17 protein-coding genes and 2 pseudogenes are annotated in these 21,003 nt (G+C 59.3%); 13 read left to right on the forward strand and 6 right to left on the reverse strand.

Features of this window, described 5'->3' with window-relative positions:
* The first annotated feature begins 213 nt into the window (after nt 1-213).
* The gene (locus C8K18_RS25025; RefSeq protein ID WP_258196254.1) at nt 214-399 is read left to right on the forward strand and encodes a hypothetical protein; all 186 of its coding nucleotides are present in this window, start codon (nt 214-216) and stop codon (nt 397-399) included.
* 346 nt (nt 400-745) lie between these two features.
* Here the strand turns inward: C8K18_RS25025 and C8K18_RS25030 are convergent, their stop codons facing one another.
* Complete coding sequence (locus C8K18_RS25030; RefSeq protein WP_107711082.1) at nt 746-1,474, reverse strand: haloacid dehalogenase type II; 729 nt, start codon at nt 1,472-1,474, stop codon at nt 746-748.
* A gap of 238 nt (nt 1,475-1,712) precedes the next feature.
* Nucleotides 1,713-1,976, reverse strand: a complete 264-nt coding sequence (hfq, locus tag C8K18_RS25035; protein WP_107711076.1) for an RNA chaperone Hfq — start codon at nt 1,974-1,976, stop codon at nt 1,713-1,715.
* Between the two features lie 848 nt (nt 1,977-2,824).
* Here hfq and C8K18_RS25045 point away from each other — a divergent pair.
* Nucleotides 2,825-4,507, forward strand: coding sequence for a phospholipase C (locus tag C8K18_RS25045; protein WP_107711078.1), 1,683 nt, complete (start codon nt 2,825-2,827; stop codon nt 4,505-4,507).
* Nucleotides 4,508-4,684: 177 nt separating this feature from the next.
* Here the strand turns inward: C8K18_RS25045 and C8K18_RS25050 are convergent, their stop codons facing one another.
* Together C8K18_RS25050 and phaP are read right to left on the reverse strand one after the other, a co-directional pair.
* Nucleotides 4,685-5,206, reverse strand: a complete 522-nt coding sequence (locus tag C8K18_RS25050) for a hypothetical protein (protein ID WP_107711079.1) — start codon at nt 5,204-5,206, stop codon at nt 4,685-4,687.
* A 241-nt stretch (nt 5,207-5,447) separates the two neighbouring features.
* Nucleotides 5,448-5,942, reverse strand: a complete 495-nt coding sequence (gene phaP, locus C8K18_RS25055) for a TIGR01841 family phasin (protein ID WP_107711080.1) — start codon at nt 5,940-5,942, stop codon at nt 5,448-5,450.
* A gap of 608 nt (nt 5,943-6,550) precedes the next feature.
* On the opposite strand from phaP, the pseudogene C8K18_RS25060 reads away from it, so the two are divergent.
* From C8K18_RS25060 to C8K18_RS25070, 3 genes and pseudogenes are all read left to right on the forward strand, one after another.
* Nucleotides 6,551-8,923, forward strand: a pseudogene (locus tag C8K18_RS25060) (error-prone DNA polymerase); the annotation flags it as partial.
* 128 nt (nt 8,924-9,051) lie between these two features.
* Nucleotides 9,052-10,014, forward strand: a complete 963-nt coding sequence (locus C8K18_RS25065) for an SOS response-associated peptidase family protein (RefSeq protein ID WP_108506362.1) — start codon at nt 9,052-9,054, stop codon at nt 10,012-10,014.
* A gap of 34 nt (nt 10,015-10,048) precedes the next feature.
* A complete protein-coding gene (locus tag C8K18_RS25070) occupies nt 10,049-10,411 on the forward strand; it encodes a hypothetical protein (protein WP_108506363.1) in 363 nt (120 codons plus the stop codon).
* 1,422 nt (nt 10,412-11,833) lie between these two features.
* Here C8K18_RS25070 and C8K18_RS33815 read toward each other — a convergent pair.
* Nucleotides 11,834-12,043 carry a hypothetical protein gene (locus C8K18_RS33815; RefSeq protein WP_107709332.1) on the reverse strand — a complete coding sequence of 70 codons (210 nt, stop codon included), beginning with the start codon at nt 12,041-12,043 and terminating at the stop codon, nt 11,834-11,836.
* Between the two features lie 457 nt (nt 12,044-12,500).
* On the opposite strand from C8K18_RS33815, the gene C8K18_RS25090 reads away from it, so the two are divergent.
* From C8K18_RS25090 to C8K18_RS34160, 4 genes and pseudogenes are all read left to right on the forward strand, one after another.
* On the forward strand, nt 12,501-13,466 hold the full coding sequence (locus C8K18_RS25090) for a DUF6708 domain-containing protein (RefSeq protein WP_107709331.1): 966 nt from the start codon (nt 12,501-12,503) through the stop codon (nt 13,464-13,466).
* A 160-nt stretch (nt 13,467-13,626) separates the two neighbouring features.
* Nucleotides 13,627-13,896: pseudogene (locus tag C8K18_RS33820) on the forward strand (PAAR domain-containing protein).
* Between the two features lie 190 nt (nt 13,897-14,086).
* A complete protein-coding gene (locus tag C8K18_RS25100) occupies nt 14,087-14,782 on the forward strand; it encodes an H-NS family nucleoid-associated regulatory protein (RefSeq protein WP_107709329.1) in 696 nt (231 codons plus the stop codon).
* Nucleotides 14,783-14,951: 169 nt separating this feature from the next.
* Nucleotides 14,952-15,182 carry a LysR substrate-binding domain-containing protein gene (locus C8K18_RS34160; protein ID WP_107709327.1) on the forward strand — a complete coding sequence of 77 codons (231 nt, stop codon included), beginning with the start codon at nt 14,952-14,954 and terminating at the stop codon, nt 15,180-15,182.
* Between the two features lie 717 nt (nt 15,183-15,899).
* Here the strand turns inward: C8K18_RS34160 and C8K18_RS25110 are convergent.
* On the reverse strand, nt 15,900-16,778 hold the full coding sequence (locus C8K18_RS25110; protein WP_107709324.1) for a LysR substrate-binding domain-containing protein: 879 nt from the start codon (nt 16,776-16,778) through the stop codon (nt 15,900-15,902).
* Between the two features lie 348 nt (nt 16,779-17,126).
* Between C8K18_RS25110 and C8K18_RS25115 the strand changes: the two genes are divergently transcribed.
* The 4 genes from C8K18_RS25115 to C8K18_RS25130 all read left to right on the forward strand — a co-directional run bounded on the left by C8K18_RS25115 (nt 17,127) and on the right by C8K18_RS25130 (nt 20,989).
* The gene (locus tag C8K18_RS25115) at nt 17,127-17,975 is read left to right on the forward strand and encodes a lysine/arginine/ornithine ABC transporter substrate-binding protein (protein ID WP_107709322.1); all 849 of its coding nucleotides are present in this window, start codon (nt 17,127-17,129) and stop codon (nt 17,973-17,975) included.
* Nucleotides 17,976-18,057: 82 nt separating this feature from the next.
* Nucleotides 18,058-18,354: a (2Fe-2S)-binding protein gene (locus tag C8K18_RS25120; protein WP_107709372.1), complete on the forward strand. Its 297-nt coding sequence runs from the start codon at nt 18,058-18,060 to the stop codon at nt 18,352-18,354.
* The gene (locus C8K18_RS25125) at nt 18,351-19,808 is read left to right on the forward strand and encodes an NAD(P)/FAD-dependent oxidoreductase (protein ID WP_107709321.1); all 1,458 of its coding nucleotides are present in this window, start codon (nt 18,351-18,353) and stop codon (nt 19,806-19,808) included. Before C8K18_RS25120 ends, C8K18_RS25125 begins: the two co-directional genes overlap by 4 nt.
* Before the next feature lie 2 nt (nt 19,809-19,810).
* Complete coding sequence (locus C8K18_RS25130; RefSeq protein WP_107709319.1) at nt 19,811-20,989, forward strand: FAD-binding oxidoreductase; 1,179 nt, start codon at nt 19,811-19,813, stop codon at nt 20,987-20,989.
* The last annotated feature ends 14 nt before the right edge of the window (nt 20,990-21,003 follow it).

The following is a 21,003-nucleotide window of genomic DNA, read 5'->3' on the forward strand; positions in this document are numbered from 1 at the left end:
TGCGGTCGGCACCGCAATAACACTACAACCCGGTGTATCAAATCTGAAGTGCCGATGCCGACAGAAACTGTATCAATTCCTGAGTGCCGTTGACAGCGTCCCTGCGGCTCACCGGTTGATGGAGTAAACGCTGAGGCCTTGGTCAACGGTGCGCACCGGCGAAGGCTTCCGTCACTTGGCGTTCGGACAGAAGCACTCTTCTCTGTATGCCCAATGGAACTCAAGTTTCTTCGTGGTATTCGCGTACTGCCCGGGTACCACACACATGTTCGCAACGTCTATGCGGTTTATCCGTCTCGACAGTTTGTCGACGCGAAAATCAAGCGGTTCCTCGAAGCGTTGAAGACACATGCGGGGGACTATCTGGACGCCTACGCCAAAGAACGCAAGACGCGCTGATGCGGGACGAAAAAAGAGCCGCACGGCACGGGTCTCGTTGTAGATGCTAGACGCTGCTCTTGACTGGAACTGTGCACGTTTCGACAGGCGGCTGCTGACAGCGTCGAGGTCGTCGATACGGCTGCACGACTCGACTCGATGGCCCGGTCTCAAGCGATAAAGATGCTTGTGAGGGCTGAGCAGAATGGGGTATCGCCGAAAAGCCGGTTAGAGCGGGAGTGCGGGGCTTCGTGGGGCTTTCGTTGCCGGCAGCAATGAGTCCTGCGCCTGAATTTTCGGTTGCCGTCATCACAGTGGGCACGGTTTCTCGGACAAAGCGTGGGCGGAGGCTCGGTGTTGCGAACGGTTAAGTCGGGCAACCCAACTGCGTCGCCAGGTCGTTCAGGTCTGCCGCCTCATAATCCCACGGTTGTTCAGCGCGTAAGTCGCTCTGTTGGTCCGGGCCATGTTCGACGGGGCGAAGCACAAACGCGGTCTTTAGGCCGCATTGACGCGCCGCCGCCAAATCGCCGTTATGCGCCGCGACCATGCAAACCTGCGCTGGGCTAAGTCCAAGGATTTCGGTGGTGTCAGCATAAACTTGCGGCGATGGCTTGTACGCTCTGACGACTTCCGCGCCGAGAATGGCGTCCCAAGGAAGCGCGGCACGCTTCGCCATGTCCACCATCAGTCTGATATTTCCATTTGAGAGGGGTGCGATAATGAATTGACGCTTGAGTCTCAACAGCCCTTCTACAGAATCGGGCCACGGGTCTAGCCGATGCCAGGCAAGGTTGAGCTTGTCAAGTTCGTCGGCAGTTGCTGAGTCGGCATCAATGCCGAAGTTGCGCATGACCTTAATCAGATTTTCCTTGTGAAGGACATCGAGCCGGACAAACGGCCGTCGTCCACTTCGAATCTCTTCCATCGCAGGCGAGTATTCGCGGCGCCACGCGTCGGCGAACTCGGTTGCTTCAACGGCGATGTTGTGACGACTGAGAAACGGCGCTACGTCTCGCGCGACGCCGCTTCGCCAATCGACGACAGTGCCAAAGACATCGAACAGAAAAGCCTTGATTGTGTAATCCATGGCCATTTGCTGAACCTCGCAATCGGTGCACTGAGCCATCAAGCGCGCAAAGGTTACTTCCAGTCGGGTGACCAAGTTGCTCGGCGTACCAGGATACGACGTGACCCTTCGGCGCGCCGGCGTTATCGTTCCGAAAATTATGACTGTGCACGCCTGTCTGAACCTCTCGACGTGGACGTCGCTTGGCTATGCGCAGGTCAAGCGTAGACCACAGCATGTCATGGCAGTTTTCACTCGCGCGAACTCACAAGTCGTTCCGCTTGTCCCGACTCACCGCCGCGCCCGAACCGAGTGCGAAGTCCCCTCCATTGACAGGTAGCACGGTCGAGATGGCATGTTTGAAAACAAGTTGTGAACCCGAGCCAGACTCCAGCACAACCGCGAATCGGTCAAAGGCGGCCAGTTGACCTCTCAGCCTGATGCCGTTCACAAGGAACACGTTTACGGCGGCCTTGTCGTCTATAAGCACCCGCAAAAAATCTTCTTGTACGTCCGGCAATGCAGCCATGTCAGCGGTTCCGGCGAGAGGTGTTTCATTCTAGCGGCGATAGCAGACCCATAGCGGTCCAGATGAAGTGTATTACTGCCACTCGGCGGCGTTAAGTTATATCAATCGGACACGAATCGCCTCCGATTTCTCCGCTCATTGCGAATGAGCCACGCATGGCAATACGAAACGGATAATTTACTACGCTTATCGCGATGGCTGACTTGGGTGCGGCGGTTGAATCGTTCGCGGCGGACACTGAACGTCAGGCCGAGGTAGCGCAGCGAGGTGCGGAGATTGACATCACTTCACACGTGGTTCGACAACAACTTTCGGACCACGGTGCTGACGCGATGGATGGCCAGATGCATCCCCACCAAGCGATGACTCAGCCATGAGAATCTGGTCCATTTCCGCTGCATCGTCTTCATCTGCTCCTGAAGCTGCGCCAGATTCTTGTCGAATTCAGCGCGCCTGCGGACGGTGTTTTTGAACCGCTTTGTGGGGCAGCTGTGTCCTTGGATGCAGCTTGCACGACCGGGGACGTCAACGCGATACCAGCAGCGAAACCTGTTTCATGCGCGTAGTGCAAACCTTCATTGTTATACAGTGACGAGGGTGAAAGAATCGGTGCGCGAATTCGTATTCGCATTAACGCTTCTTCACGCGCGCTGGACAAAACGATGAATTCGACAGATTGCTGGGCTTTGGCACGTCGGTGTGCTATGTACCCTGTGTTGACCGGCGTAGCGGCCCGTACTCCCTCCGAGGCGACTATCTCGTCCGGACCCTGAAGGCTCGCGGAGTGACGCGGCAGCGCCGGACACGTCCACACCATTAAGCTAATAGAGCGACGCCCGGAACTACATATGCTTTCCAGAAACCTCCTGCAAGGCGTAGCGGGCATCGCTCTAAGCGTCTCCCTGTATGCATGGGGCGACGCAAGCAACGCATTGACTGCGGTCTCACCACAGAGTCAGTTCTCGACCTCGACGCCCATCAAGCACCTCGTTGTGATTTACAACGAGAACGTGTCCTTTGACCACTACTTTGCGACCTACCCGAATGCGACCAATCAGGTGGGCGAACCGGTCTTCACGGCTGCACCGGGCACTCCAACGGTCAACGGTCTGAGCGGCGCCCTGCTGACAAACAATCCAAATTTCATCAATAAGCTCAACGGTGCGGGTGCAGTGAATCCATTCCGGCTCGACCGCACACAGGCTGCGACGGCCGACCAGGACCACGCCTATACCGCGGAGCAGCAGGCCTATAACAATGGCGCCGCCGACATGTTCCCGTTGTACGCTGGTAAAGGGTCGCGCAGAGGCGCTGGCGCGTTCGGCACGACCGGCCAGGTGATGGGCTACTACGACGGCAATACTGTTACCGCCTTGTGGAACTATGCTCAACACTTTGCGATGAGCGATAACGCGTATTCGGATACGTTCGGTCCGTCGACGCCGGGTGCCCTGGAGGTTATCTCCGGCCAGACTAACGGCGTTCAGCTGGTCAAGACCAGTCAGCAGCCATTCAATCTGACGACGGCTTCAAATTCGTATTACGTCAACGATGGTCAGGGGAGCGTTACCCTCATCAATGATGTGGACCCAGCGAACGACCTGTGCTCCAGCACGACGGACCAGATTCTGATGTCAGGCAAGAACATTGGCGACCTGCTCAACGCCAAGAACATAACGTGGGGTGGTTTCACGGGCGGTTTCAATCTGACGACGACTAACGGCAACGGTACAACCGGGTGCAAACGCAGCACGGTGACGCCAGCGGTCGGACGCATAACAGCCGATTACATCCCCCACCACAACTGGTTCCAGTATTACGCATCGACGTCGAATCCGAAGCATTTGCGTCCTGGCGCCACGGCAGCCATCGGCTACACGCTGCAGTCCGACGGCAAGACGGTTGACCCGGCAAATCACCAGTATGACTCTGACGATTTCTTCGCCGCTGTGAAGGCGGGGAACTATCCATCGGTGAGCTTTATCAAGGCACCAGCGTTCCAGGACGGCCACGCTGGTTATTCGGACCCGCTAGATGAACAGGCCTTTACGGCCAAGGTGGTCAACTTCCTGCAGCAGCAGCCAGACTGGAAGAGCACGGCAGTTATCGTCACGTGGGACGATTCGGACGGATGGTACGACCATGCGTATGCAACTCCGACCAGTTCGTCGTTCGACGCGCAGGCGGACCAATTAAACGGTCCTGGCAAATGCGGTACGGGCTCGGCTCCGCCCGGGCTCAACGGCGCTCCGGTTAACGGCCGATGCGGCCCTGGTACCCGTATCCCGTTCATTGTGATTTCGCCTTGGGCCAAGGTCAATCACGTTGGCCACACGCCGATTACGCAGGCATCAGTGGTTCGCTTCATCGAAGACAACTGGCTCGGCAGCCAACGCCTTGGCGGTGGCTCCTTTGATGCAACAGCCGGTAGCATCCTGGGCCTCTTCGACTTCAGTGGTAGCGGCAGCAATCCGACCGTGTTCGTGGACCCGAACCGGGGCCTGGTGGTTCCTTCGGTACCCGCCTTCTAGTCCCGAAATTCGGTTCAGAGCCTGATGCGGATGGCCCGAAGGCTGAGGAGAGCAATACACAGCCGCAATGAGCCACTCTTGGCAAGCTTCCGTTAGCGTCGCCCGATGTGAGGCGCGGACAAGGCCCGGCCTATCTGCCGCTTATTGACGGATTCCTCATAGCGACAGCTGCAAGCGTCACGACTTCGGCCTCGGCTCGGGCCAAGGCCAACCTCTCTTTTCACCGCGCACATCCGCCTCCACGGGCGACACGTCCGTATCCGGTGCCTCGACCGGACTCGCCTCATCGGTGGCATCGTGCGACGGTTCGGCGCGAGCGCCCTCTCTAATATTCGAAAGCCCGGTCCCAAACCATTTCACTTTGTTCTGGACGTGGCTGACATACGCCTTCCAGCCGTTAGGGTTACCGTCAAAAAGGTTGAGCTGTACCGTTGACGCCAGTGCGTCCCGGTTGAGCTCCCCCTCAAGCAGCTCCCTTGGCCACACGCAGAATGCGCTGGTGACCCGTTGAGTAAATTCAGCCATCGTCATTGTTGACGGCAGCGCCCCGAGGAACTCGAGGTCCTGCAAAGAGTTTTCTCTCCGCGCGAGCTGCACCACCATAGCGTCGGGGCGGCCCATCCGGGCTAAACAGTTCAATGCTTCGAGAATATCGCCAAGATGAAGCAGCAGTTCCCGTCTGTCAAATCGGTCGTCCATTGCAATTGTCCGTTCATTTCGTCGCTGGCGAGACGCGCCGTGTTCCGGCGCGACGCCTCGTGCGCCAGCGCGTCATCGCCTGGAACTGTCGCATCTCGGTCAATTGTGCTCACGGAGCATGGCACTCCGCTACCGAAAACCTGCACAGCATCCGTCGCTTCGCGACACGCCTTCGCAAAGCATAAATGCGAACCGAAGTCCGCATTTATGGACGTATAAGGTCCGGGAGAGACGATGAGGCTTACTGAACGGTGGAAACTTTCGACACGAACTGCTTTGCCGCCTTGTTGGCCGATTCATAGACGGTATTGGCTGTGGAGAAGGCCGAGTTCCATGCTGCAATGGCCGATTCGCTTCCTGCCGGGGCATTCTTCGTGAGGTTTTCGACGAACCCTTGTGCCTCCCGCTGGAACTGCTGGCCCTGCGCTGTCGCGGCGGCTGAGATTTCGCTCTGAACTCCGGCTACGATTTCGTGAACCTGGCGACCGTAGGCGACCGCCTTTTCCGCCGCAGGCTGGGAAAGACTCGCTTGCAGTGCGAGCAGCTCACCCGGGTTGCCGCCGGAGACAGCTTTAGTGAGAGTTTCGTGGTTTTCGGCGAGAGCTGCTTTGCTAACCTGCAGATTCAACGCGACCAGTTTTTCGAAACCATCGAACACCTTGCTCGTTAGACCAAAAAGTGTTTCCAGGCTGGTTTGCTGGGCGGCAACCAGTTGTTGCGGAATAAGAGTGCTCATCACTGCTCCGTAAGGGTAAGGCAGACGGCAGAAGGACGGGTGGTTCTAAACAGAACCGCACGACACGAGGGGAAGCAAGGTAAATGCTGCGCTGCAACAAAATTCATTGTACGGGGCAATGCCGCGAAGTCAATGAAATTCGCGATACCGCGGGTGTGGGGGGCGCTCGGTCGGACAAACGTCTGAGTTTGCGAGCGGGGACGCGACGATAACCCAGAAGCCACCTCCGTTCTGACGGCGAGTAACGGCGGGCGGTGGACGACTGCTGCGGCTTTCCGGCTCCGTCAACCGATTGGTCCTGTTGATTGCCTTGCCAACGCGTGCGGTCGCATCGAGAGGGGAAAGTCGGCTACCGGGACTCGAAGGCATTGAGGCGCGCCTGCTCCGTCTCATTCGAGTGCTGACGCTGATACGCTTCGAACAGGCGCCAGCAGAGCTGCGTCAGTCTCGCGGAGTTGCGGCCTGGTCCGCATACTCGGTGTTCATTGCCGATTGCACGGCGTTACGCCGGTAAATCAACTCTTGATTAGTAAGTCGCGGCCATCGGAAACAGCCACGGGGGCAGACTATGCGTCGTGCCCTGTAGTCACCGAGCGACATGCGAGCATGCCGCAACGGTCGACATTGCCGGGCGCTGCACCTTCTCGCTCGATGAATTGCGCTATGAGTATCCGGACGAACTCGTGCCGCCTGGATTGACGCCGGGCGCCTATCTGCGGCAGGAGACCTACATCGGCGCACAGCGGCGCTTTCCGTCGGGCATTCCGCATCAAGTGCAGGAGCAGATTGAGCACGAGCTCGAACTGATTGGCGACCTGCAGTACGAGCCGTATTTTCTGACGGTCTACGACCTGGTCCGCTTCGCGCGCAGTCAGCACATCCTGTGTCAGGGGCGAGGGTCGGCGGCCAATTCCGCGGTGTGCTACTGCCTCGGTGTCACGGAGGTGGACCCCGCACGCGGCAACATGCTGTTCGAGCGCTTCATCTCGAAGGAGCGCGGCGAGCCGCCAGACATCGACGTGGATTTCGAGCACCAGCGGCGTGAAGAAGTCATCCAGTACATATATCGCAAGTACGGTCGCGACCGCGCAGCGATTGCTGCGGCCGTCTCGACGTACCGCGCCCGGGGCGTTTTGCGCGAAACGGGCAAGGCGCTGGGCGTCGACCTGCAGATAGTCGATGCGGTCGCCAAGTCGCATCACTGGTTCGATAACAGTGCGGACCTGCTCAAGCGCTTCGAGGAGTGCGGGTTGAATCCAGACACGCCGCTCATCCGCGCGTGGGCGTCGCTCGCCGCACAGCTCTATGGCTTTCCGCGGCATCTGTCGCAGCACTCAGGCGGCTTCGTCATCAGCCGGGGCAAGCTCACGCGGCTCGTTCCCGTTGAGAACGCCGCGATGCCCGAGCGTAGCGTCATCCAGTGGGACAAGGACGACCTCGAATCGCTCGGACTGCTCAAGATTGATGTACTCGCGCTTGGCATGCTCTCAGCCATCCGCCGCACGCTCGACCTCGTGTCGGAGCAGCGCGGTGAGCGCTTCGAGATGCAGGACATTCCCGCGGAAGACAAGGCCACGTACGACATGATTTCGGCCGCCGACACGGTAGGCGTTTTCCAGATTGAGTCGCGCGCGCAGATGTCGATGCTGCCACGCATGCGACCGCGCACGTTTTACGACCTCGTGATTGAAGTGGCCATCGTGAGGCCCGGTCCGATTCAGGGCGGAGCGGTTCATCCTTATCTGCGCCGCCGCCAGGGCTTTGAGCCGGTCACCTATCCGAGCGATGCCCTGAAGACCGCACTGGGCCGCACGCTCGGCGTGCCGATTTTCCAGGAGCAGGTGATGCAGGTCGCCATTCTCGCCGCGGGCTTCACCGCGGGCGAGGCAGACCAGTTGCGGCGCGCGATGGCCGCCTGGAAGCGTAAGGGTGGCCTCGGAAAATACTATGACCGCATCGTCCTTGGGATGCAGGAGCGGGGTTATGACCTTGCGTTTGCCGAAGCCATCTTCGAACAGATAAAGGGCTTCGGCGAGTATGGTTTTCCGGAAAGCCATGCGGCGAGTTTCGCGCTGCTCGTGTACGCGAGCAGCTGGCTGAAATGTCACGAGCCTGAGGCATTTCTCGCCGCGATGCTCAACAGCCAGCCGATGGGCTTTTATTCACCGTCGCAACTCGCGCAGGATGCGCAGCGCCATGGCGTCAAGGTGCTGCCGGTCGATGTGACGATTAGTGGATGGAATTCGTCCCTCGAACCTATGGCTGGCGAGAAGCGGCCCGCAGTGCGCCTGGGTCTCTCGCTGCTGCGTGGCATGAAGGAAGGCACGGCCGAGCGGATTGAGAACTCGCGCGCGGTACGGCCTTTCGCGAGCGTGAAGGACCTCGCGCGCCGCGCGGCGCTCGACCGTCGGGACCTGCATATTCTCGCCGACGCGAATGCGCTCGCCGCGCTCGCCGGCAACCGGCGCGAGGCGCTCTGGCAGTCGGTGGCCGCTGTCCCTGAGAAGGACATGCTGGCGGCCGCGGCCGTCGAGGATGAGACGCCGGAACTCGGCGCGCCCTCCGAAGCGAACGAAATCGTGGCGGACTATCGCTCGGTGGGCCTGACGCTCGGTCGTCATCCGCTGGAACTCTTGCGCCCGCAGTTGCTCGCCAATCGCCTCATGCCGGCAGCCACGTTGCGCACCTACCGGGACGGCCGGCTTGCGCGCGGCTGTGGTCTCGTCACCGTGCGCCAGCGGCCTGGCACGGCCAAGGGCGTGGTGTTCGTTACGCTTGAAGACGAAACGGGCAACGTGAACGTCATCATCTGGCCGAGTCTGCTCGAGAAGCAGCGCAAGGAGGCGCTCAGTGCGTCGCTGCTCGCCGTCTACGGGGTCTGGCAGTGTCAGGGCGAGGTGCGGCATCTGGTGGCGCACAGGCTTGTCGACATGTCGCATCTGCTGGGCGGCCTGCATTCTGTCAGCAGGAATTTCTGCTGACGCTTGACCGCTTCATGCGGTTGCCAACGCCGACCGCCGGCGGGCAGTAAAGGTGTAGATTCGGTGTAGATTTCAGCTAAGGGCTCTTCATCAGCGGCCCACTCATGTGATGGATACCGGAGGAACGGATGTGCTACTCGGCCCAGATAGTCGCGGACTACCGAAAATTTGTTCGCACCTTCGGCGCCATCATGGACATTCATGAGTTTGCGCGCCTGTTTTTTGAGCGAGCCGAAGACATCAGCAAGGCGAAGGTACCGAAGGCCATGGAGGCCGCATTCGCGCAACCAGAGAACGAAGCGGAACGAGAAATCGCTACCCTCATCGGCCGGTTCAATGCCGCACAGGCGACAAAGCTCGAGCAGGAGCTGTTCAAACAGCGCAAGCGGCTGGCCGATGCCGAGCGCGCTCTGGAGACCAAAGTTACGAAGGCGGCCACCGAAAGTCGGCGCATAGCGACCGACAAGATTGCCTGGACCAAAGCCAGAATTGATGACCTCCAGCGCACGGAGCCTGAACCGCGTGACTCGCGCATTTTCCCAGGTCACTACGCGCCCGTGATGATTTCAGAAAATGGAAAGCGCGTCGTCAAGCCGATGCGTTATCAATGCCGCATTGCTGGTAAGCCGGCGTCTTTCGATATCAAATTCCCTGGAACCTATAACGCCCGCAGGGACAGTCTGCAAGGATTCTGGAAACCTTGCTTTGGACATACTCACGGCATTCTGCTGGTCGAGGTCTTTTACGAAAACGTGAGCAAGGCCAAATTTGAAGGCACGCTTCTCGAGACGCACGAGCGCGACGAGAACGTAGTGCTGGAATTCCGTCCGGCAAAAGGCGAACTGATGCACGTGGCTTGCCTCTGGTCGCGATGGACTGCGCCCGGTCAGCCGGATTTACTCTCGTTCGCTGCCATCACCGACGAGCCGCCACCGGAGATTGCAGCTGCCGGTCACGACCGGTGCATCATCCCCATCAAGCCGGAAAACGTCGACGCCTGGCTCAACCCTGACGCGTCGAACCTGGAGGCAATGTACGCGATACTGGACGACAGGGACCGGCCATACTACGAGCACCGGCTGGCCGCCTGACTCCGTTTAACCGAACTATGGCTGACGCGACAGAGTGAACAACCCGCTTAACCTGGACTTGCGCGCTCGCGCAGAACTGCTTGCCTATCTCGTCGCAGCGCACCTGCTCGCCCGGCAGATGACAGGCGAATGGCTGTCGGTCGCGCATGTCGTCGAGTCAACGCAGCTCTGGCTCAGAACGAACGGGGGAGGCGCCGACATCATGCAGCGGGTGATGCTGTCCGCCCAGGCAGTGGATATCGCGCGACGTCTCCGGAAGACATTGCAACCGGCCGTGACGCCCAAATCCGTCCCGGCGCTCTTTTGCGAAAACCTGCGGCTCGACTTCCGCTCGCCCCTGGCGCGGGAAATCTACCAGCACTGCCTCACGCACTTGGTTGATTCGGGCGCTTTCTGAAGCAAAGTTTCAACTGTCTACAGACACCTCTTTTTGCGTCCTTTGCTTCGATGGGCGGCAGCTACCATGCCGCCGCCCACTTCGTAGGCAAGCTTCATGCGACGGCCCGGCACAATCGCGTGGCCCGCGTCCTGCACAAGGCGCTCCAGCACCGCAGCGTAATAGGGTCGGCGCGACTTAAGCCAGACCGCCGCGTAATCGACGAACAAGATTTCTTTGTTCGCGTTTGCATGGAGGTGCCGATAGTAGGCGCGTCGGAACCGTTCCTCTGAGGTATATGGGCATCGCTCAGCGAACGGAGCTTCACCGACTTCGGGTTGCGATTAGACCTAGGGCTGGCGTAAAAAGCACAGTGGGGGGCAGCAAGTAGAGCGCGCCATGAATATTCACTACCGCATGCGTATCGCACGCCCTATAACATAGATGCAGGGCGATTATTACGTGTCGAGGGTCCACAAAATTCGTTGACACTGCCAGTTCGCACGCCACCTTCCGTCCGGGAACTCCGCTCGGCGCACTGCGCTTCCGTTTTTTCCAACGACCTAGAACTTTGGCCTCGGGCATCAAGCCCGGAGACCCGAAGGACGCGTGTCTGAGTATCTCGGGCGAACGACGATTCCGGCGTTCGCGAATGACCAATCACATCGATTGGAAACTCAATGTATTTCAGGAGCCAACGTGAAAACGCGACTGATGGTTGCTTCCGCAGCAGGGCTGGTTGTTTTGGCCGGTCTGGCGCATTCGCAAGGAATGCCAGATACGACACAGCCTGCCGCACCTCAAAATGCTGTGACTTCAGACGTCGCCCCGAGTGCGGCGACCCAAGCATACGGCGGCATGCCCGATACGAAAGTGCAAGGCGGCGTGAAACGTGCAAGACCCTGCGGCACGACCCCACAATGCGACATCTTTTTCGGTGGGAGCTAGAAACAGACTGGCAGCGTCCGGCACAACGAGGAAAGGACCGGGCGCTCGCTTCCAGTGGAATGGCTAGAGTCATCTTTAAACAAGGCACGTCGCCACCGCAACTCCCGCGTAGCGGTCGTCCATCGCGTGCGCCCGGACGCAAAAATGAGAGCATGTTGCCTGGATTGTCTATGTCGTCGCAGTTCCTCCAAAAGTCTCGGAACGGCCGTGCACGGTCTGAGGCAGTATGGCGACGGCACGGGGATACCAGCGTCCAGCGCCGTCGGAACGGGGGATGACCTTTTTGTGCGCCGGTTGACTTGCTTCTGCAGCAGGCCGGTGCCTGCGAGATGTGGTTGCTGCGCCGGTCGCGCCACGTCCTGGGCAAGCAGTCGGGCATAACGGTGCAGCCGCCGCACATGCCGAATGGCCTGGGCCTGAGTGCATCGGGTTGTCGCCCGAAGCTGGAGGGGCTTACTGCAGGCAGCACTCCGTAGCCACCGTCTCGATGGGGGCCTACGTTGCGACGGCAACGGCTGTCAACGCCACACCGTGCGCACGAATTACGGCAATCAGCTCTGACGGCGTTATCTCGTAGCGCATTTCGCGGTGTATGCCGGGCTTTCGCTCATCGACTTCCAGGAGCACGACGGCTCGTCCATCGGTCGCCGATTCCTGGTCAAGGGCCTGTTTCCTGCCAAGGCACTTTTCGGTCGCTTCTCGCAAATCGCTCTATCCGTTTCTGCGCGCCATGCATCACGCCGACCGACGTACCCGCAAGTTGTTCGTCGTGAAGTGCGAGCAGCCGCTCTCAAACTGCAGCGTCATCTGGGCTCATCTTCCAGACGAAGGTCGTTGTTGCCCGGGCCGCGCTGCGCTCAAGCGCCCCGGCAGCTTCGCGAAACAGTGCGTGGTCCGCCATTCCAAAGCCGGCCGTCCGCGATTGGGGGATTTGCGCTCGCCATTGCGGCTTCAGTTGAAGCATTAGCTTTCGCGGTTCTTCCGCTTACTCTGTTCCTTATCGCGATAGGATTGGTAATCTTGTGGATGAAAGAACCGGAGTGACCGAATTCTTGGGGCGTAGCTACTTTGGCACGAATAAGAAGGGCAAAGAGGGGCACTACGAGACAATGGCCGAAGAATTGAAAGCATACAACGGCCTGGGGGCTTAAGAGGAATCGCTATGGCATTGGAAGGAAGTCTCTGGGTTAAGCTGAATCGGCCCCTGACAGACGAAGAAAGACAGCGCCAGTTGCGCGTGGATGCGCCCGCCAGCGATACGCCGAGGGACAACTTCTCGGTGTTTTCGATGAGTGACGTGTTTCTGGAAACTACAAATTCGCTCTTTCGCCAGCGAGGCATGCTGACCTATGCGTGCCTGTTCCTGATTCCCTTTGGGTTGTATATTCTGTTCGGTCAAATCTATGACATGACGCATATCCCGGATACGGTCGCACGCGATGCCACGTTGACGGCGGTAATGGTCGGCATGGCTCTCATACTTGTCGCAATTCTTGGTCTGTTGGGCATCACTATCTGGGCCTTTCTCCAAGAAAATTTTACTTGGACACGTACTCCGATTCGCTTCAACCGCCGAAATCGGATGGTCTACGCGTTCCGGGGTGCTGGTGCAAAGGAAGTTATCGCAGTCCCTTGGGATAAGGCCTTTTTCTTTGTCGAGAAGCGTCGTAAAGACACGGTCTCGCGCGTCACCCCATACCTCATCCGGTGTCACGTCCTTGATGCGGACAGCAACGTAGTTCAGTCATTCTCCGTTGGTAGCAGGGTTACCAGTTTCCTGGATGAATCCACGCCCACGGGGCGCGAAATCGTCAGGGGACTTTCGGACCAGTTTGAATATATCCGCCAATACATGGAGAAGGGGCCAACAGACCTCCCGATACCGGACCTCGTTCCGACGCGCGTTTCTCTTGCCAATTCGTTCCAAATCTGGACGCGCACGGACCGGGAACTAGTGCTGGAGGGTAATGCTCAGGCGCATCGCCTAATACGCATGTTCAGCGGATTTGTTTTTATTACGGCGGTTCTGCACTACATCGGTCAGCTTACAAGCCGCCAGCCCGCATGGCCTAGCGACGTTTTACGGGACTGTGAAAGGACGGCCATAGACGAGCCGATGAAGGTCTGAGCCTTCGCCGCTCAGTCCAGTGCGAAAAGGGCTTGCTCAAGAAAGGGCGCGGACGTTGCATCTGGTTGCATCACGAATGAGGCGCGACCCCGGCGCAAGCCTAACGCAACGCCGCCAGCAAAGAGATTGTTCATGGAGACGAGGCACGGGACGTAGATTCATTGTCCAGGGCGACGCGACTGACCGTAACAGTATCGTGACGGACGGTATCAGTGGGTCATCCCTGGACGGGAAGCCGCTGGCTTGAATCGGCGGCGCTGTCAAATGTCATAGCTGCGACAAGGGAAGCGTCATCATCACTGACGGAGCGCCACATACCGTATCAGTAATGGGCAAGCAGGTCGCTTTGGAAAATGCCCTCTGCAAATGCACTTGCGAACCGCTCCCTAGGCTCATTGCATCTCAGACACTTGGCTCCCAATCCACTTAGCGCTGGCTAGGTATCAGGATTACGCCTCGCCGGTTATTCTGCACTGCTTCTTCGACTACCTGCATAAATCAGTACGGTCATTCGCAGAACTCGGATGATGCGAAATCGCGTCGGCCCTGTGGTGGGCCTGACTAGCCGACGCGCTTATCCACATGGCATAGTGCAGGCAGTTCAATGGGAGAAACGACAAATGGCGACCTTAGAATCCTTGCAAACAAAAATCCAGAGACTGCAGGCGCAAGCCGATGCGCTCCGCGCGAAAAAGTCGAGTGCTGTAATCCAGAAGATTAAAAACTTGATGGCAGAACATGGACTAACGACTGCTGACATAGATGCGCACACTGGCGGCAAAAAACGTGGACCCAAACCGGGCGCCAAGGCTGCAGCCAAAGCTCCGAGTGCAGTAGCTAATTATCGCGACCCGAAGACCGGCGCGACTTGGTCAGGGCGCGGCCGTACGCCCCGATGGATAGCAAACGCGAAGGACCGCAGTAAGTTTCTGGTGGGAGACGACGCCGCAGTGTCGACTCCTGCTATCAAGAAGACCGCGAAGGCTGGCAACTACGTCAGAGGCCCGCAGCCGGCGCTCTATCGTGACCCAAAGACTGGCGCGACGTGGAGTGGGCGTGCACGGCCGCCGGCTTGGATTGCTAACGCGAAGGACCGTACCAAATTCCTGATTGAGGGTGCGGCCGCAGCCGACAAAAAGCCGGTGCAAAAGGCTGCTGCCAAGCAAGCCCCAGCGGTGAAGAAAACTGTTGCCAAGAAGTCCGCGAGCGCGAAGGTGTCGGCTAAGAAAGCGTCGGCGAAAACAGCGCTGCGCAAGAGCGCGACTGCGCCCGCTCCTGACGCGACGGTTGATTCTAGGCCTGCGGTAACCGTCTAAAAAATGCGGCGCACGCGAGTAGAGCCGACAATGTGCTCCGCCTACTCGCGAACGGTCATTGACTCAGTTTGCAACGAAGTCGCCGCTCCGCGTGGCTGCTTCGAAATGACGCTGGCGAGTTTGAGCTCACGCCGGTAAGAGCCCGGCATGAGTGGGAGACGGTGATGCGATGCTGAATGCTGCGGTAGCAGGTTGCGGCGTGGCTCAGCTTCGAGCTTGGCTTGTCGGTGCGCATCCTCGCAACGGGGACCTGATTGAAATTCTGATGGAATGGTCTTGTGTGGAGATGCCGGTTCATGTCATCTGGCCGAGAACACAATATGTTCAGCCACGAGTCAGACTGGTGATTGACGAGCTCATCCGGTTGTCCAACGACGTTAGCTCCGGGCTCCAGCCTTGAGTATCGGGCGTCGGGTGGTCTCGTTTCACTCGGTATCAGAGCAGTGCCGTCGCCAGATACGGCGACGGCTGGTTGCATCTCGACCCCACGGACCTAGCGTCACTCTCCGCTTCCCGCCCGACCGGCAGCGGCCGAGCTGCGAGCGTCGTCTCGCGGCGTAACCCCGTAGCGCCTTGTTTCGCGTTCCTACGTTTGTGCATTCCCTCTAGCATGCATCTCTTGTTTTTGTGAATGCCCCTTGGTGAAGTTGAGCCCCGCCTTATCCTATGCGAGGCCTTCAGACATGTTCCAAAGCATCGTAGAGATGCCCCTCGGAGCCAGCGTCGCCCGTCAGCCGTTCGCCTCAGGGCGCTAACTTCGCCACCCTGTCCGGTATCTCAAGGCTATCCCACAGTACCGGCTGTCCCGCGACTGCTGCCGTTGATGTCCGACCAGTCACGCGGCTGCACCGCGGAACGGGCAGCAGTATGTATACCGCACAACTGGGGTGATGATTTCGCATGGGACGCGCTGCGCTTAGAAATCTGGCCGTGAGCGAAGGAGATTTACCGGCAAAAAAATTTCAGCGGACTGGGCAGCGGCGAGACAAAGTGCTCGGAACAAGGGAAGAAGCAAAGCCTAATAAAGGCAGTTCGCTTTAGCAGTTCGCTTTAGCAGTTCGCTGTCGCAGTGCGGTTGCGGTGCATCGCGAGGTGATGCGCGCAGTCCGGGCACAGTCTACAAAGAGGACAGTTTTGAGCGAAGGTCCTCAATGAAGGCTTGAAGAAGCAGCGACGAGTCCTCTTGGCGGCTGCGGACGACATACACGTCGCAGGGCACGTTCGCCGTGAACGGTCGCACCGCGATGCGGTCAGTCCAGGCGCTCGCGCAGTGTGAATCGATGATTGCAATGCCGCCACCGTCCTGCACGAGGCCGCACGCGGTCTCCGAGCGATTCGTCTCGAACCGGACGTTCAAATCCACGCCGTGTTGACCAAGTACGCGCTCCACTGCCTGTCTCGAACCATCTTCGCGACCGAGCGCGATGAACGGTTCGTCCCGGAGGTCCTGAGGAGTCACGGCGTCTGCCGCAGCCAGACGGTGGCCGTTGGGCAGAATGCATACGCAGCTTGCGCGGCTTAGAAGCTCACAGATTACGGCCGGGTCGCCAACGGGCATGGCGGTGAGCGCAATGTCGACCTGTCGCGTTGCCGCCAGTTCCGAATTACGCAGAGAGTCGTGAACCTGCAGCTCGAGCAACGCACCGTCATGCTTCGTCGCGAATTCGACTGCGAACTTGGGCAGCATCGCCGCGAGCGCCGGGTAGGCAGCAACCGTCACCCGACCTGTTTGCAGACTGCGGATGTCAGTTGCGAGGCGCCGTAGCCGTCCCATGCCTTTGACTACATGCTCCACCTCGGCCAAGAGAAGCTGACTTTCCGCAGTCGGAACGAGGCGTCCACCTCGCCTATGAAATAGGGTCAGTTTTAAATCGTGCTCAAGGTTAGCTATATGCGCGCTGAGCGATGGCTGTGAAATCGACAGCATCTGACTGGCTGCCGTCACCGTGCCTGTCTCCATTAGCGCCCGGAACGCCTCTAGCTGCCGGTAGTTCAATGTGCCGCTCCAACGGAAAATCGCTCAAACGAGTATAGCCCAATCCTATAGACGGCTGAAAACAAAGTATTGGACGCACGACTTCTGGTTGCCGAACATTCGGTCACGGAGACAGCACGAAAAAGACGGACGCGAGAGTCGCGTATTTCCTCCTTTTCTACCTCGAAAACTCTTCTGTTTCGGCCTCGTTAGGCGGCTCTCCGTCCGACCGGTGGCACGCGAATTTTCGAAAATCTCCGAGCGTATCGACTAAAAAAGGTGCCTGTCGCGCATCCGGCGCGCAGATTCCAAACATCGACCACGACATGTTCGGCTGGAATTCAGCTCGATTTTCTATAGGTGATTGCAATGCGATTTCCCACACTTGCACTTTTGCTGGTCGGCGTAGCGCTCGCTCAACCGGCTTTCGCCGCGACGACCTGGGACAAGGTAACCATCGCGACCGAGGGCGCTTACGCTCCCTGGAATTTCATGGGTCCCAACGGGAAGTTGCAGGGGTATGAAGTTGACCTGGCCAACGAGCTCTGCGTGCGTATGAAGGCCAAATGCGACATCGTCGCGCAGGATTGGGACGGGATTATTCCGGCTCTGAACGCCGGCAAGTACGACGCAATCATGGCTTCGATGGGTGTCACGCCGGAGCGCCAGAAGGTCGTCGCTTTCTCCGTCGCATACACCCAGGCACCGAACGGCTTCATGACCCTCAAGTCGAGCCCGCTGGCGCAGATGCCGGACTTCAACACGCTCTTCAATCTGAGCAAGGACGAGGGGGCAGCCAGGAAGGAAGTGGCGAAGCTCGCTCCGCTGCTCAAGGGCAAGGTGCTCGGCGTTCAGTCGGCGAGTACGGCTGCGAACTTCGTCGACAAGTACCTGAAGGACTATGTTGAGGTTCGCGAATACAAGACCATCGAACAGCACAACCTCGACCTCGAAGCTGGCCGCGTTGACCTGGTGATGGCGAACATCACGGTCCTCAATAAGGCGGTGTCCCAGCCGGACATGAAGGACGCAACGTTGGCAGGCCCCCGTTTCATCGGCGGTGTCCTCGGCGGCGGAACGACGAACGTCGCCTTGCGTAAGAGCGATACCGAACTGAAAGAGAAGTTCGACGCCGCAATCAAGTCGGTGAACGACGACGGCACGAACAAGAAGCTGATGCAAAAGTGGTTCGGCCTCGACCTGTCGCCGCAGAACTGATGCGTGACGGCCGGGCCACAAAGTCCGGCCGTCAGCCCACCTAGCACACCACGAGCAATTCAAATCTATCCAGCAAATGGCAATGTTTTCAAGACTGGAGCCGCCTGCGAAGCCGATTCAGTTCACCTTCGACGAGCAGCTCATCACTGCAACGGAGGGCGACACGGTCGCTGCAGCACTCCTCGCGCAAGGAGTTGCCTTCTTCCGCACGACGCCAGTTACAGGGGCGCCGCGTCAGCCTCATTGCATGATTGGCAACTGCTTTGACTGCCTTGTTGCAATCGATGGCGTGCCCAATTGCCAGGCCTGCCTCGTCATCGCGAAACCCGGTATGAGCGTCACGCATCAGGACGGTCCCGGCGAGCTGGAGTCGCTATGAACGTCGCAGACCGCGCAGAATGTGAACTGGTGGTCATCGGTGGCGGGCCTGCGGGACTCGCGGCCGCGACCTTGGCTGCCGAGCTTGGCCTCGATACGGTCATCCTTGATGAACAGGAGACGCCCGGCGGCCAGATTTATCGCTCTATCGAGCGACGGACAAAACAAGACGACCGCATTGCTCCGCTCCTCGGCCCAGACTACCGTTCGGGCTTGGGTGTCGTTGAGGCTTTCCGTCGTAGCGGCGCCGTCTATGCGCCGGGCTCCGCTGTGTGGCAGGTTTGCCCCGATGGCACAGTCGGAATTACGCAGAACGGTGTCGCCTCCCTGCTGCGCGCGAAGCGCGTCATTCTGGCGACGGGTGCCATGGAGCGCCCCGTTCCGGTGACAGGCTGGACGCTGCCCGGCGTCATGGGTGCGGGAGCCGCGCAAACGCTGCTCAAGTCATCTGGTGTCGTGCCGTCGGAACCCACGGTCATCTGTGGCTGCGGTCCTCTGCCGTTGCTCGTGGCGGCCCAATTGCTTGAGGCAAAGGTCCCCCTGAAGGCTGTGCTGATTACGACGCCACGCATGTTGCCTGCGGGCGCACTACTCGAACTGCCGCGTGCTATCTCGCAGTTCAGGGAAATCATGAAGGGACTGTCGTGGATGCGTCGTCTGCGCGCCGCGGGCGTCGCTGTGCATCATGGCGTATCGGCAGTCGAAGCCCGCGGAGCGAGCACGCTCGAGAAGGTGTCGTTCGACGTGGGCGGACAGCGTCAGAGCATCGACGCCTCTGTGCTTCTCCTTCACGACGGCGTTGTGCCGAACGTTCAACTGAGTCGCTCCGCCGGTATTCGTCATAGCTGGGATGAGTCACAGCTTACCTGGCGGCCGGACGTCGACGAATGGGGTGCGACAAGCCGGGAGCGCCTTGCAGTCGCAGGTGACGGACGACAGATTCTCGGTGCAAAGGCCGCAGTGCCCCTCGGCAAACTCGCAGCCCTCGATGCTGCCTGCAAGCTCGGCAAGATTAGCGTGCAGGAGCGCGATTCTCGCGCAGGGGAATGGCGCAAGCAGCTGAAGCAACACACGCGGATTCGTCCCTTCCTCGACCGCGCGTTTCCGCCCACGCTTGTCAGGCTGCTGCCAACGGGCGACACCATCGTATGCCGCTGCGAGGAAATTTCGGCTGCATCGCTCCGAAGCACCATCAGGGACGATGGCCTGACGAACCCCGACCAGATTAAGTCTCTGACCCGATGCGGTATGGGACCGTGCCAGGGACGTATGTGCGGCACGACTGTCGGACGAATTATTGCCGAAGAACTCGGCCAGTCCATTGAGAAGGTCGGCCTGTACCGACCTCGCATTCCGGTCAAACCGTTGTCCCTTGGTGCGTTAGCTGACCTGCATAATGCCCTGACTGAGCCGGGACTGAAAGCCCCCGCAGAACCGACCCGCCGTGAGCTTTAAGCATGAATTCGAGCACTCAAACAGACAAAGCCGGTGCCTCCTACGATGCAGTCGTCGTAGGCGGTGGCTTTCATGGATGCAGCACCGCGTTGCATCTCGCAAAGAAGGGACTGTCGGTCCTCGTCATCGAGAAGAACGTGGTTGGCCGTCATGCATCCGGCGTGAACGCCGGCGGTGTGCGCCAGCTGATGCGCGACATTCCTGAGATTCCCCTGTCGATGGCTGCGATGGAGCAGTGGTTCAATCTCGACTCTCTGCTCGGCCCCGAGCTCGCGGAGTCATGCCATTTCGTCGGCGACGTCGGGCAAATTGGCGTCGCCGGCGATATGAAGGAAATGGCATGGTGCGAACGCCGCGTTGCGGAGCTCCAGGGCATGGGCTATCACTTCGAGGAACTGCTCACGCGCGTAGAGATGAAGAAGCTGCTGCCGACCATCTCTGACATGTGCGTTGGCGGCTTCATCTCGCGCCGCGACGGCCACGCAAATCCGGCTCGCACGACTCGCGCATTTCGCCTCCGTGCAGAGCAGCTCGGAGCGAAGTTCATCGAGGGTGTGCGAGTGAATGGTCTCCAGCAGACCGGCAATCGCTGGCTCGTCGAAACGACGGCCGGTCCGCGCAGCGCTCAAGTTGTCGTGAATTGCGGCGGAGCATGGGCTCAGCAGTTCGCGAAGCTCGCAGGCGACGACCTTCCGTGCGACCCGGCAGCTCTCACGCTCATGGTCACCGCGCGTCTGCCGAAGTTCCTGGATGCCGTGGTGGTCGGCATCGACCGGACCTTGTCGTTCAAGCAGACCGAGTCCGGGACAGTCGTCATCGGCGGCGGCGTACCCGCCATCGTGGACATGGAAAACGAAACCTCCATAACGGTCGCAGACCGCATGGTGGAAAGCGCGAGCACAGTTCTCGACTTCTTCCCGATGCTGCGCAATGCGACTGTCGTACGAAGCTGGGCCGGCCTCGAAGCGCTGACCCCCGACCTTCTTCCGACTATCGGACCGAGCATCCACTCGCCTGGCGTTTGGCACGCGTTCGGCTTCTCGGGGCACGGCTTCCAGCTCGGCCCCATTGTGGGTTCCGTGCTCGCCGATTTGATTCTGGACGGCAAGTCCTCGCTGTCGATTGACGCCTTCAGTCCCAAACGGTTTTCGTCTGAGTCATTCGTAGCGGTCACGCATTGAACATCTCCAAGTCG

Source organism: Paraburkholderia sp. GV068 (assembly GCF_003058125.1).
GTDB lineage: Bacteria > Pseudomonadota > Gammaproteobacteria > Burkholderiales > Burkholderiaceae > Paraburkholderia > Paraburkholderia graminis.